We start from the raw sequence: 12,828 nt of genomic DNA, 5'->3' as shown, positions 1-12,828 counted from the left end.
GACATAGTCTGGCGGCGATAGCGAAGAGGTCACACCCGTTCCCATCCCGAACACGGAAGTTAAGCTCTTCAGCGCCGATGGTAGTGAGGGGATTCCCCTTGTGAGAGCAGGACGCTGCCAGGCAAAAAAAAACATGGAGTGAGTGCTCCATGTTTTTTTTTGCTCAGGTTTTTTAACATTTGTTACCTAATCAGCACTGCTATGTAAAAAGCAATGTGATATATAAAATACTCCGCAAAATATTCCCTTCAACTCAATAAAAGATGATCAACCTTAAGGACGCATATTAAAGTCCCAAAATTCATTTTATTAACACCGATGTTCTTCTGTCCTAAAAAAATAATGCTTTCCATGAGATTGCCCTTTGGTTAAAAAATGATCATCATATGATTGGAAGCTGTATAGTTGCGCAGGATTTGTTTCCAGGCTGAAAACTGCATACTCCCGCCGCAACCTTTGCTATAATAAGAATTGCCGTACTTTTATTTATAAAAAGGCGAGTGATATAAAGACAGTGATATGACAATACATACGGGAAGGATCATAAAAGGGAAGAAGCAACCTGGTGTACGGTTGTGTTTTTTGTGTTTAACACGAGGACTTAGAGTGAACAGGTAAATTAAGGGGTGAAGTGAATGTTAGAAAATGGATTGGTTATGGTTGTTATTATTTTGGTAATTAATATTGTATATGTAACATTTTTTACAATACGGATGATACTAACGCTGAAAGGCTACCGGTATCTTGCAGCAGGGCTTAGTGTGGTCGAGGTACTCATTTATGTGGTAGGGCTTGGTCTGGTCCTTGACAATTTAAATGAGATCCAAAACTTGATTGCCTATGCCTTGGGGTATGGGATTGGGGTTATTATCGGTTCGAAGATCGAAGAGAAATTGGCACTTGGTTATATCACAGTTAATGTTATTACGAAAGAATATGACCGCGATTTGCCAAAGCAGCTGCGGGAAAAGGGTTATGGGGTAACGAGCTGGGCTGCGCAGGGACTTGAGGGAGACCGGATGGCTCTTCAAGTACTGACAGCAAGAAAGTATGAATTGAAACTTTATCAAGTGATTAAAGAGCTCGATCCCAAAGCATTTATTATTGCCTATGAACCTAAGACCATTTACGGGGGATTCTGGGTGAAATCTGTCAAGAAAGGAAAACAGCCTCAATGAGCTCCAAAAAGAAGTTCACTGTCAAGGAAAACGAAAACATACAGGACTGTTTGGCCAGAATGGAACAGGAAGGCTATACCCCGGTCCGGCGGATTGAAAAGCCGGTGTTCATGGAGGAAAAGAAAAAAGGAAAAATTGAATATAAACCGATCTCTCAAAAAATTATATTTGAAGGGGTTAAAAAGTGACCTAAATCCGAACGTTTACAAAAACAACTTCTTTTATTGTTCGATTATTGATTGACATCAAAACATTGGATTGGTAAGATTGAAATGTCAAAAGCCTCGTATATTATGGGAATACGGCCCATCAGTTTCTACCCAATTACCGTAAATAATTGGACTATGAGGAAAGTAGGATTTGGGAATCTTATACTTAATGCAGTAACTCCCGGATAATCTGCTTTCTTGTTCAGAAAGTGGTTTATCCGGCTTTTTCATTATTAAAAAAGCACGGAGGGTTGTTTTTATGAAGGCTGAAGTTGGAGTAATTATGGGCAGTACATCAGACTGGGAAACGATGAAACATGCCTGCTATGTATTGGATGAACTGCAGGTTCCTTATGAAAAGAAAGTTGTATCTGCTCACAGGACACCAGATCTCATGTTTGACTATGCAGCATCTGCCAGGGAAAGAGGTCTACAGGTGATTATCGCCGGTGCCGGCGGCGCAGCTCATCTCCCGGGAATGGTTGCGGCCAAGACATTAGTTCCTGTAATTGGAGTTCCAGTCCAATCCAAAGCATTAAAAGGCATGGATTCACTATTGTCCATTGTCCAAATGCCAGGCGGTGTTCCTGTTGCAACCGTAGCAATCGGAAAGGCTGGTGCAGTCAATGCGGGACTTCTTGCAGCACAGATGTTGGCTGTGGAAAACAGTGACCTTCATGAAAGGCTCTCTAAAAGAAGAGAAGAATTAAAAGAAAAAGTGTTAGGAAGCAGTGATGAGCTTGTCTAAATTTATTCAGCCCGGAAGCACCATTGGAATTATCGGAGGAGGACAGTTGGGCCGCATGATAGCCCTGGCTGCCAAGCATGCCGGATATCGGATTGCAGTCGTTGAACCTACCGCCAATTCTCCAACAGGACAAGTGGCCGATGAAGAAATCGTTGCACCTTATAATGATAGGGACGCGCTTTTACGACTGGCTTCTGTCAGTGATGTCATTACCTATGAATTTGAAAATATAGATTATGGATCACTCAAATGGCTGAGCGAAAAAGCTTATGTGCCTCAAGGGTCAGAACTCATTAAAATTACACAGGATCGGATATTGGAAAAGCAGGCCTTGACAGCTGCGGGGGTGGACGTTGCCCCTTATGCGGTCATCCGCCACAAAGAAGACCTGGAAGCAAATTTGGATGAGATCGGCTTTCCTTGTGTGTTAAAAACATCCCGCGGAGGTTATGACGGCAAAGGGCAATATGTACTAAAAGAGAAAACTGATGCCGAAGAAGCAGCTGCCCTACTGATAAACGGACCATGCGTGCTTGAGGCATGGGTACCGTTTGATAAAGAAATATCAGTAGTCATGACAAGAAGTATCGATGGTGAGCTTGAGTGTTTTCCAATCGGCGAAAATATCCATGTGAATAACATCCTGCATGAAACCATCGTTCCAGCCAGAGTATCAGAAAATGTTGTAAGACAGGCAGAAGAGCTGGCAAAAAAAATAGCAGCTCACTTAAATCTCGCAGGGACGCTGGCGGTTGAAATGTTCTTAACCAAAGATGAAAAAATATATGTAAATGAGTTGGCGCCTCGTCCGCACAATTCAGGGCATTATAGTATTGAAGCCTGTAACATTTCACAGTTTGGCCAGCATATCCGCGCCATTTGCGGCTATCCGCTTTTAAAAACGAAGCTGCTTCAGCAAGCACTGATGGTCAATATACTCGGCCAGCATGTAAAAGGGGTTATTCAACAGATGCCAAACCAGCCCAATTGGAATGTTCATTTTTATGGAAAGTCAGAAGCTAAACTAAACCGGAAGATGGGACATCTGACCATTCTTACAGACGATATGGCAAAAACTCTTGAAGATATACGTGATCATGAGATCTGGAAATAGAAAATAAAGAGAGGGTTCTTACAAATGATTGAACGGTATACGAGGCCGGAAATGGGAGCTGTATGGAAGGAAGAAAACCGTTATCAGGCTTGGCTGGAAGTAGAAATTTTAGCTTGTGAAGCCTGGGCCGAGTTGGGAGAGATTCCTAAAGAAGACGTTAAGAAGATTCGGGAAAAAGCCGGCTTTGATATTCGCCGGATTAAAGAAATCGAAGAAGAAACAAGGCATGATGTGGTCGCTTTTACTCGGGCGGTTTCCGAAACACTTGGCGAAGAACGAAAATGGGTCCATTACGGACTCACATCTACGGATGTTGTGGATACAGCTCTTTCCTATCTTTTAAAACAAGCAAATTCCATTATTAGAAAAGATCTTGAAAACTTCATAGACATACTGCGTGACAAAGCGATAGAGCACAAAGACACTGTCATGATGGGCAGGACACACGGTGTCCATGCCGAGCCAACAACATTCGGACTGAAAATGGCTTTGTGGTACGAGGAAATGAAACGGAATCTGGAGAGATTTAACCGGGCTGCGGAAGAAATTGAGTTTGGCAAAATCTCCGGTGCAGTTGGTACCTATGCAAACATTGATCCGTTTGTTGAAAAGTATGTATGTGAGAAATTAGGCCTGCAGCCGGCTCCTCTTTCCACTCAGACGCTGCAGCGAGACAGACATGCCCATTATATGAGTGTATTGGCACTCATTGCCACATCAATTGAAAAATTTGCGGTAGAAATACGCGGCTTGCAAAAAAGCGAAACAAGAGAAGTAGAAGAGTTTTTTGCAAAAGGGCAAAAAGGATCATCTGCCATGCCACATAAGCGTAATCCGATTGCTTCGGAAAACATGGCCGGAATGGCGCGAGTCATTCGAGGCTATATGGTGACTGCTTATGATAATGTCCCTTTGTGGCACGAACGTGATATTTCCCACTCATCAGCTGAAAGAATTATATTACCGGATGCAACTATCGGGCTAAACTATATGTTAAGCCGTTTTGGAAATGTCGTGAAAAATTTGACGGTTTATCCCGAAAATATGAGTAAGAATATGGATAAAACACTTGGACTCATTTTCTCTCAACAAGTATTGCTTGCGTTAATAGATAAAGGGTTATCACGTGAAGAAGCATACGATACAGTACAGCCGAAGGCCATGGAAGCTTGGGAAAAACAGGTGTCATTCAAAAAGCTGATGCATGAGGATGAAACTGTTCAACAGATGTTGTCTCAGAATGAAATTGAGGCATGCTTTGACCCCCGTTACCATTTGAAACATGTTGATGCCATTTATGAACGTCTTGGATTGAACTAAGAAAGGGGACATGAAGATGTATAAAGTGAAGGTATATGTAACATTAAAAGAGAGTGTCATTGACCCGGCAGGAGCCGCGGCTACAAAAGAATTCAAAAACTCCGACTATCCTGAAGTGGAACAGGTACGTGTAGGAAAATATATTGAACTGACCATCGGTGACACAAGCAAGAACGTGGAAGAGGCAGTTCACGACATGTGCAAAAACTTGTTGGTGAATACAGAGGTTGAAGATTACCGGTTTGAAATCGAGGAGGCGGCTGCGAAGTGAACATTGCCATTGTCGTCTTTCCTGGCACAACATGTGAATCTGATGTGTATGAAGCCATTCAAAGAATCTCTGGTGTAAAAGCTGATTTTGTTCGGCATGATGCGAGAGACCTCAGCGGGTACGATGTCATCGTGCTGGCTGGAGGTGCGTCATACGGCGATGCCGTTCGAGCGGGTGCCATTGCAAAAAGACAGCCGGTCATGAGTGAAATCAGGAAGGCAGCCGAAGCCGGAAAGCTCGTGCTGGGCATAGGGAACGGTTTTCAAATACTTCAGGAAGCAGGCCTCCTTACAGGAACGCTGCTAAAAAATGAGCAGTTAAAGTTCGTCTGCAAACCAGTTAAACTGCAAGTGCTCAATAATGATACGGTGTATACTTCACTTTATGAACATGGAGAAATCCTGACCATTCCAATTGCACATATGTATGGAAACTTTTATTGCAGTAAAGAGGAACTTAAGAACCTTCAGGAAAACAATCAAATTATCTTCACTTATGCATCTGAAAATCCGAACGGAAGCGCTGGAAACATTGCTGGCATTACAAATGAAAAAGGGAATGTCATGGGCTTAATGCCGCATCCGGAAAGAGCTTCCGATCAACTTTTGGGCAGCACAGACGGTACCAAATTATTCGAATCAATCGCTAACAACTGGAGGGAAATACATGTCACAAACGCTTGAGCCCAATCCATCCGAGATTAAAGAACAAAAAATCTATCGGGAAATGGGACTGTCAGATGAGGAGTTTGAAATGGCAGAGAACATGCTTGGAAGATCACCTAACTATACGGAAACCGGTCTTTTCTCCGTTATGTGGTCCGAGCATTGCAGCTATAAAAGTTCCAAACCCGTGCTGAAAAAGTTCCCCACAGAAGGTAAGCAAGTTTTACAAGGGCCTGGAGAAGGTGCAGGTATAGTAGATATTGGTGATAACCAAGCGGTTGTTTTTAAAATTGAGAGCCATAACTCTCCATCAGCTGTGGAACCTTATGAAGGTGCTGCTACGGGTGTCGGCGGTATCGTACGTGATGTTTTTTCAATGGGCGCACGGCCGATCGCTGCGCTGAATTCTCTCCGTTTTGGCGAGTTGGATTCACCCCGGGTGCGTTATCTTCTGGAACAGGCAGTAGCGGGTATTGCAGACTACGGGAATGCGCTGGGTGTTCCGACTGTAGGAGGAGAAATCCAGTTTGACCCTTCCTATGAAAGCAATCCGCTTGTAAACGCAATGGTTGTTGGATTGCTGGACCACGAAGATATGCAAAAAGGACAAGCAAAAGGCGTTGGCAATACTGTGATGTATGTAGGTGCTCCAACCGGCCGGGACGGCATTCACGGTGCAACCTTTTCCTCTGCGGAACTTTCTGAGGAAGAAGACGAAGATCGTGCAGCTGTACAGGCGGGGGATCCTTTTACGGAAAAGCAGTTAATGGATGCCTGCCTGGAACTTGTAAAATCAGATGCTTTAGTCGGAATCCAAGACATGGGTGCTGCCGGATTGACCAGCTCTTCCGCCGAAATGGCAAGTAAGGCTGGATTCGGAGTGGAAATGAACTTGGATTTAGTTCCGCAGCGCGAAGAGAATATGAGTGCCTATGAAATGATGCTGTCGGAGTCTCAGGAACGCATGCTCATTGTTATTAAAAAAGGGCGCGAGCAAGAAATTATTAATTTATTTGCCAAATATGATTTGGAAGCTGTAGCCATCGGTAAGGTAACAGATGATCAAATGCTTCGCTTAACACATAAAGGACAGGTTGTTGCCGAAGTTCCGGCGGACGCTTTGGCAGAAGATGCCCCTGTTTACCATAAACCATCCGAAGTACCCGTATATTTCCGTGAATATCAGGAAATGGAAACTAAAATACCTAAGGTTACAGACTATCAGGAAACATTATTGCAGCTCTTACAGCAACCGACGATTGCGAGTAAAGAGTGGGTTTACCAGCAATTTGATTACCAGGTGGGCTCAAATACAATTGTCACGCCCGGTTCGGATGCAGCCGTAGTCAGAATCCCGGGCACCCACAAAGGGATTGCCATTACGACAGATTGCAACTCCCGCTATATTTATTTGGACCCTGAAACAGGCGGTAAAATTGCAGTGGCAGAAGCGGCACGGAACGTGGTCTGCTCTGGTGCGGAGCCGCTTGCGATTACTGATGGCCTCAATTTTGGCAGTCCCGACAAGCCGGAAATCTTTTGGCAGATGGAAGAGTCTGCAAAAGGGATCAGTGCAGCATGTGAAGCGCTGGGAAGCCCGGTCATCGGAGGAAATGTATCTTTATATAATGAAAAAGGCGGAAAAGCGATTTATCCGACTCCGATTATTGGAATGGTTGGCCTTATCCCAAATCTCGACCATACAACAACACAATATTTTAAAGAAGCCGGCGATGTCATCTATATGGTTGGGGAAACGAAGCCTGAATTTGGCGGAAGTGAACTACAGAAACTTATCCAAGGGGATATTTCAGGGAAAGCTCCTGAAATTGACTTAACAGTGGAAGCTGAGCGTCAGCAGCAAATCCTGTCAGCCATTCGCAAAGGACTTGTTTCTTCTGCTCATGATGTGTCTGAAGGCGGGGCAGCCGTAGCCTTGGCGGAATGCCTGTTTGGTACAAACGGCCTTGGGGCCGAAGTAACGCTGGCAGGTGATAAAACAACAGCATTGTTTTCTGAAACACAATCACGTTTTATCCTTTCAGTGAAAAAAGAACATCAGGAAGCATTTGAAGAGTCGGTAAAAGATGCAGCAAAGATTGGTGAAGTCACAGACGATGGAGAACTGGTTATTGTAAATGAGAACAAGGAACTACTAATTAAATCCAACAGCGGGGAAATGGAAAAAGTCTGGAAGGGAGCGATCCCGTCCCTGTTGAATAAATAAGCATAAATGAGGTATGCACTGTGTTTGGAATATGGGGACATCCTAAAGCAGCTAGTATGACATACTATGGTTTGCACAGCCTGCAGCACAGAGGGCAGGAAGGCGCGGGTATTGTCGTAACAGATGGAGAACGGTTAAAAGGAATAAAGGGCGAAGGGCTGGTCAACGATGTGTTTGATGAGAAGAAGTTGGACAGTCTGAAGGGATTTGGCGCAATTGGACATGTCCGCTACGGTGGGAAGAGCGGTATAGAAAACATTCAGCCGCTTCTCTTCCATTCATCAAGTGGAAGCCTTGCGCTGTCACACACAGGAAATTTAATCAATGCCAATGATTTGAGACATCAGCTGGAAATGCAGGGAAGTATATTCCAAACCAATACGGATACGGAAGTATTGGCTCATTTGATTAAAAGAAGCGGTTATCTTGCGACCAAAGATAAAGTGAAAAACGCCCTTTCCATGGTTAAAGGTGCTTATGCTTTAATCATGCTGACAGAAAACGAGCTGATCATCGCTCAGGATCCAAACGGGCTGCGTCCCCTTTCCATCGGAAAAGTCGGAGATGCTTATTGTGTAGCTTCGGAAACAAATGCATATGATCTGATTGGTGCAGAATATATCCGTGATGTGGAACCGGGGGAATTGATTATCATCAACAATGAAGGGATACATGAAGATCGTTTCTCACTATCAGGATCCCATGCCATGTGTACGATGGAATATATATATTTCTCCAGGCCGGACAGCGATATTAACGGTGTGAATGTTCATACTGCAAGGAAAAACCTTGGCAAGCAGCTGGCTCTGGAAGCGAATGTGGAAGGCGATGTCGTCACAGGTGTGCCGGATTCCAGTATTTCTGCAGCGATCGGATATGCGGAGCAGGCGGGCATTCCATATGAGCTGGGCTTAATTAAGAACCGATATGTTGGAAGAACGTTTATTAAACCTACCCAGGAGCTCCGGGAACAAGGGGTAAAAATGAAACTGTCCCCTGTACGGAAAGTAGTGGAAGGCAAGCGGGTCATTATGGTGGATGACTCGATTGTTCGCGGAACAACCAGCAAGCGGATCGTCAGGATGCTGAAGGAAGCCGGTGCAACAGAAGTACACGTTTGCATCAGCTCTCCGCCGATGACCAATCCTTGTTTTTATGGAATAGATGTTTCCACACATGAAGAATTGATTGCAGCGAACCACAGTGTGGAAGAAATGCGGGAAATCATTGGTGCGGATTCGCTCACTTTCCTTAGTGTGGAAGGAATGCTGAAGGCCATTGGCCAAAAAGGACTTGGTGAAAATTGCGGGCAATGCATGGCTTGCTTCACAGGAAAATATCCGACGGAAATCTACCCGGATACTCCGTTGCCGTATGAAAAAGAAATGAAGTAAGAAGTGTATTGGACGTTGAATCAGGGGACAACTGCTGGCCGCCGACAAACGCCGCGTCCAGTGGCACCGGGGCCTCCTGTCTTTCGGAGGAAAAAACCAAGTGAAGGCAACTTTTGATTTCTGCCCGACAAGCATAAGACGAGCCCGAAGATAGCGTCGTACCGACTAAGATTGTAGGCGGCTCTTCCGGTAAACCTAATCGAGCGATTCGATCGCGAGTATGGTTGTTAGCCGCTCATCGGCAACGAGAGATCATTGCCTTCAGGTGATTAAAGCACATCAGGGTTTTTCACTGCAGGCAGGTACAAGAACAGACGTACTTCACGAGCATAGGAAAATTGTAGGGCTGCTGCCCGCACCTGACATATGTTGATGGACGGTATTTTTAATGACCGTCCTGAGATTCGCAAATTGGCGCATTTTCATACAGGATGTGAATGAACCAGCAGAAGGCGGCGAACGGATGCCGCCCATTGATTGTAAAGTGATAGGAGGCTATAAGGATGGCTGATGCCTACCAAAGAGCAGGCGTGAATATTGAAGCCGGCTATGAAGCGGTGAAAAAAATAAAGAAGCATGTCAAGCGGACAGCCAGGATAGGAGTTATGGGACAGCTAGGCGGGTTTGGAGGCGCGTTTGATTTATCAGAATTAAACTTAAGAGAGCCTGTGCTGATTTCAGGAACAGATGGTGTCGGTACAAAGCTGATGCTTGCCTTCATGATGGATAAACACGATACGATCGGCATCGATTGTGTAGCCATGTGTGTCAACGATGTGGTCGTTCAGGGAGCAGAACCTCTCTATTTTCTCGACTATATTGCATGCGGAAAAGCGGTCCCGGATAAAATTGAACAAATCGTCAAAGGGATTGCGGATGGTTGTGAAATGGCCGGGTGTGCATTAATTGGCGGGGAGACAGCAGAAATGCCCGGCATGTATGCGGAAGACGAATATGATCTTGCCGGTTTTACAGTTGGGGCTTGTGAAAAGTCACAGCTGATCAATGGAGAGAATATCAAGGATGGAGACGTGCTGATTGGCCTTGCTTCCAGCGGGATCCACAGTAACGGTTATTCACTTGTCCGTAAAATCTTTTTGGAAGAAAATGAGTTTTCCCTTGAGGAAAAATTGCCTGAATTAGATGGACCACTTGGCGAAGAACTGTTAAAGCCTACGAAAATTTATGTAAAACAGATTGTTTCGGCTTTAAGGGAGTTTGAGATTAAAGGAATGGCCCACATTACAGGCGGGGGCTTTATTGAAAACATTCCGAGAATGCTGCCTGCCGGGTTAGGTGCTGAAGTGAAGCTAGGATCTTGGCCTATTCTTCCTATTTTTGCCGCATTGAAAAAATATGGAAAACTGCAGACGGAGGAAATGTACAACATTTTTAACATGGGCATTGGTCTGGTACTGGCTGTCGATCCAGATGACGTGGAGGAAGCTATTCGATTTTTCATAGAACGAGGAGACAACGCTTATCGGATTGGCAAAGTCACTTCAGGTGAAGGAGTACAATTGACAGGGGAAGGTTCACAACGGTGAAAAAGATAGCTATATTTGCGTCTGGCAACGGCAGTAACTTTCAGGCAATCCATGACGCGGTTCAAGCGGGGACACTCCGGGCGGAAATCAAGCTGCTTGTTTGTGATAAACCTGGAGCATTTGTCACAGAAAGAGCAAAGAAGGCAGGGGTACCTGTCCTTGAATTTAGTCCAAAGCTTTATACATCCAAAGCAGAGTTTGAAACGATGATTCACGAGGAGCTCCAAAAAAAGGATGTGGATTACATCGTTTTAGCCGGATACATGAGGCTGATCGGATCTGTACTGCTCGATTATTATCCTGAAAGAATCATCAACATTCATCCATCATTGCTTCCGGCTTTTCCTGGCATGGATGCCATTGGCCAAGCTGTTGATGCGGGGGTCAAGGTGACCGGCGTTACCATTCATTTTGTCAATGAGGGCATGGATACGGGGCCGATTATTGCCCAGAAGGCAATTGAAATCCTGGATGAGGATACAAAAGAAGAGGTTGAAAGAAAAGTCCATGAAATAGAACATGCATTTTATCCTGAAACGCTGGATCGGCTGTTTGAGGAAAAAAGATCAATGGAAGGTGCTGCAGAATGAAACGAGCTCTCATCAGTGTGTCAGATAAGAGCGGAGTCGTCGACTTTGCGAAGGAATTAGCGGAACTGGGGTTTGAAATTTTATCTACTGGCGGGACGAAAAAAATGCTGGAAGAAAACAATCTTCCGGTTACAGCTGTCGATGAAGTAACGGGATTTCCTGAAATTTTGGAAGGACGTGTAAAGACCCTGCATCCCTTCATTCACGGGGGCCTGCTAGCTAAAAAGAACGATCCGTCCCACATGAACCAGTTGGAAGAACAGGGGATTAAGGGAATTGACGTTGTCTGTGTAAATCTCTATCCCTTTCAAAAAACCATTGAACAACCTGGCGTTACTGTTGAAGATGCCATTGAAAATATTGATATCGGCGGTCCGGCGATGCTGCGTGCATCAGCGAAAAACCACGAAAGTGTTGTGGTAGTTGTAGATGCAGCCGATTATGGAAAAGTGTTAGACGAACTTCGGTCTAATCAGGAGGTTTCTCTTGAAACAAGAAGAAAGCTCGCGGCAAAAGTATACCGCCATACAGCTGCATACGATGCTTTAATTGCGGAGTACATGACAAACCTTGCAGGCGAAGAAGAGCCTGAACGAGTGACATACACCTATGAATTGAAGCAATCCCTCAGATACGGGGAGAACCCGCACCAGAAAGCGGTCTTTTATGAAAAACCTCTCGGGTCCAAGTTCTCCATCGCTCATGCTGAACAGCTGCACGGAAAAGAGCTGTCATTTAATAATATTCGCGATGCAGATGCTGCACTTCAGATTGTAAAGGAGTTTGACCAGCCTGCAGCAGTTGCGGTCAAGCATATGAATCCCTGCGGTGTGGGAATCGGAGAAAATGCTGCAGACGCTTTTTCAAAAGCTTATGAAGCAGACCCTACATCTATTTTTGGCGGAATTATTGCGTTTAACCGTAAAGTAGATGAAAGTGCTGCTAACATTCTGAATGAGATTTTCTTGGAAATTATTATTGCTCCTTCTTTTACAGAGGAAGCCCTCAACGTGTTAACAGCAAAGAAAAACATTCGCTTGCTGACCATTTCATTTGAGGAACAGCACATGCCTGAAATAGTATTGACTTCTGTAGAAGGCGGATTGCTTGTTCAGGATCAGGATACGTATGGCTTGGGGGATGCGGAACTGACTGTACCGACGAAGCGCAAACCGACTGATGAAGAAATGGAAGCTTTGAAGCTAGCCTGGAAAGTTGTCAAGCATGTAAAATCCAACGCTATTGTTGTAGCAGATGAAGCGATGACGCTTGGAGTCGGAGCGGGGCAGATGAACCGTGTCGGTGCAGCGAAAATAGCAATTGAGCAGGCTGGCGAAAAAGTACGGGGCGCTGTGATGGCATCCGATGCCTTCTTCCCGATGAGCGATACAGTGGAAGAAGCCGCAAAAGCGGGGATTACAGCCATTATCCAGCCGGGGGGATCTATGCGTGATGAAGATTCCATCAAAGCGGCGGATGAACATGGCATTGCGATGGTCTTTACTGGTATTCGTCATTTTAAACACTAAAAACAGCTCTCTTTATAACAGTGATGGACGGTGAAT

At 44.9% G+C, this 12,828-nt stretch carries 12 protein-coding genes, 1 rRNA gene and 1 riboswitch; all 13 genes read left to right on the top strand.

The window, feature by feature from the left end:
- The first annotated feature begins 7 nt into the window (after positions 1-7).
- The 13 genes from rrf (at position 8) to purH (ending at position 12,792) form a co-directional block, all read left to right on the top strand.
- Positions 8-123: ribosomal RNA gene (gene rrf / locus ACFSCZ_RS16095) — 5S ribosomal RNA — on the top strand.
- A gap of 512 nt (positions 124-635) precedes the next feature.
- The gene (locus ACFSCZ_RS16090) at positions 636-1,178 is read left to right on the top strand and encodes a DUF2179 domain-containing protein (protein WP_380775293.1); all 543 of its coding nucleotides are present in this window, start codon (positions 636-638) and stop codon (positions 1,176-1,178) included.
- Positions 1,175-1,366 (top strand): NETI motif-containing protein, encoded by a 192-nt coding sequence (locus tag ACFSCZ_RS16085; protein WP_380775291.1) that lies wholly within the window; start codon positions 1,175-1,177, stop codon positions 1,364-1,366. Before ACFSCZ_RS16090 ends, ACFSCZ_RS16085 begins: the two co-directional genes overlap by 4 nt.
- A 76-nt stretch (positions 1,367-1,442) precedes the next feature.
- Positions 1,443-1,543: riboswitch (purine riboswitch) on the top strand.
- A gap of 103 nt (positions 1,544-1,646) precedes the next feature.
- A complete protein-coding gene (gene purE / locus ACFSCZ_RS16080) occupies positions 1,647-2,135 on the top strand; it encodes a 5-(carboxyamino)imidazole ribonucleotide mutase (RefSeq protein WP_380775289.1) in 489 nt (162 codons plus the stop codon).
- On the top strand, positions 2,122-3,249 hold the full coding sequence (gene purK, locus ACFSCZ_RS16075) for a 5-(carboxyamino)imidazole ribonucleotide synthase (RefSeq protein WP_380775287.1): 1,128 nt from the start codon (positions 2,122-2,124) through the stop codon (positions 3,247-3,249). Before purE ends, purK begins: the two co-directional genes overlap by 14 nt.
- A 24-nt stretch (positions 3,250-3,273) precedes the next feature.
- Complete coding sequence (gene purB, locus ACFSCZ_RS16070) at positions 3,274-4,569, top strand: adenylosuccinate lyase (RefSeq protein ID WP_380775285.1); 1,296 nt, start codon at positions 3,274-3,276, stop codon at positions 4,567-4,569.
- A gap of 16 nt (positions 4,570-4,585) precedes the next feature.
- Positions 4,586-4,840, top strand: a complete 255-nt coding sequence (purS, locus tag ACFSCZ_RS16065) for a phosphoribosylformylglycinamidine synthase subunit PurS (protein WP_380775283.1) — start codon at positions 4,586-4,588, stop codon at positions 4,838-4,840.
- Positions 4,837-5,523 (top strand): phosphoribosylformylglycinamidine synthase subunit PurQ, encoded by a 687-nt coding sequence (gene purQ, locus ACFSCZ_RS16060; protein WP_380775281.1) that lies wholly within the window; start codon positions 4,837-4,839, stop codon positions 5,521-5,523. Before purS ends, purQ begins: the two co-directional genes overlap by 4 nt.
- Positions 5,507-7,732, top strand: coding sequence for a phosphoribosylformylglycinamidine synthase subunit PurL (purL, locus tag ACFSCZ_RS16055; RefSeq protein WP_380775278.1), 2,226 nt, complete (start codon positions 5,507-5,509; stop codon positions 7,730-7,732). The genes purQ and purL overlap by 17 nt, the downstream gene beginning before the upstream one ends.
- Before the next feature lie 20 nt (positions 7,733-7,752).
- Positions 7,753-9,126 carry an amidophosphoribosyltransferase gene (purF, locus tag ACFSCZ_RS16050; RefSeq protein ID WP_380775276.1) on the top strand — a complete coding sequence of 458 codons (1,374 nt, stop codon included), beginning with the start codon at positions 7,753-7,755 and terminating at the stop codon, positions 9,124-9,126.
- A 503-nt stretch (positions 9,127-9,629) separates the two neighbouring features.
- On the top strand, positions 9,630-10,673 hold the full coding sequence (gene purM, locus ACFSCZ_RS16045) for a phosphoribosylformylglycinamidine cyclo-ligase (RefSeq protein WP_380775274.1): 1,044 nt from the start codon (positions 9,630-9,632) through the stop codon (positions 10,671-10,673).
- Positions 10,670-11,263 (top strand): phosphoribosylglycinamide formyltransferase, encoded by a 594-nt coding sequence (purN, locus tag ACFSCZ_RS16040; protein WP_380775272.1) that lies wholly within the window; start codon positions 10,670-10,672, stop codon positions 11,261-11,263. Before purM ends, purN begins: the two co-directional genes overlap by 4 nt.
- Positions 11,260-12,792, top strand: coding sequence for a bifunctional phosphoribosylaminoimidazolecarboxamide formyltransferase/IMP cyclohydrolase (purH, locus tag ACFSCZ_RS16035; protein ID WP_380775270.1), 1,533 nt, complete (start codon positions 11,260-11,262; stop codon positions 12,790-12,792). The genes purN and purH overlap by 4 nt, the downstream gene beginning before the upstream one ends.
- The last annotated feature ends 36 nt before the right edge of the window (positions 12,793-12,828 follow it).

Source organism: Siminovitchia sediminis (assembly GCF_042680885.1).
In the GTDB taxonomy this organism is placed as follows: domain Bacteria; phylum Bacillota; class Bacilli; order Bacillales; family Bacillaceae_C; genus Siminovitchia; species Siminovitchia sediminis.
This window is presented reverse-complemented; position numbering and strand designations above follow the sequence as displayed.

Bases quoted from the DNA above. Each gene is read 5' to 3' on its own strand.
- ACFSCZ_RS16085 (WP_380775291.1), top strand. From the start codon at position 1,175: ATGAGCTCCAAAAAGAAGTTCACTGTCAAGGAAAACGAAAACATACAG.
- purS (WP_380775283.1), top strand. From the start codon at position 4,586: ATGTATAAAGTGAAGGTATATGTAACATTAAAAGAGAGTGTCATTGAC.
- purB (WP_380775285.1), top strand. From the start codon at position 3,274: ATGATTGAACGGTATACGAGGCCGGAAATGGGAGCTGTATGGAAGGAA.
- purL (WP_380775278.1), top strand. From the start codon at position 5,507: ATGTCACAAACGCTTGAGCCCAATCCATCCGAGATTAAAGAACAAAAA.
- purE (WP_380775289.1), top strand. From the start codon at position 1,647: ATGAAGGCTGAAGTTGGAGTAATTATGGGCAGTACATCAGACTGGGAA.
- ACFSCZ_RS16090 (WP_380775293.1), top strand. From the start codon at position 636: ATGTTAGAAAATGGATTGGTTATGGTTGTTATTATTTTGGTAATTAAT.
- purK (WP_380775287.1), top strand. From the start codon at position 2,122: ATGAGCTTGTCTAAATTTATTCAGCCCGGAAGCACCATTGGAATTATC.
- purH (WP_380775270.1), top strand. From the start codon at position 11,260: ATGAAACGAGCTCTCATCAGTGTGTCAGATAAGAGCGGAGTCGTCGAC.
- purM (WP_380775274.1), top strand. From the start codon at position 9,630: ATGGCTGATGCCTACCAAAGAGCAGGCGTGAATATTGAAGCCGGCTAT.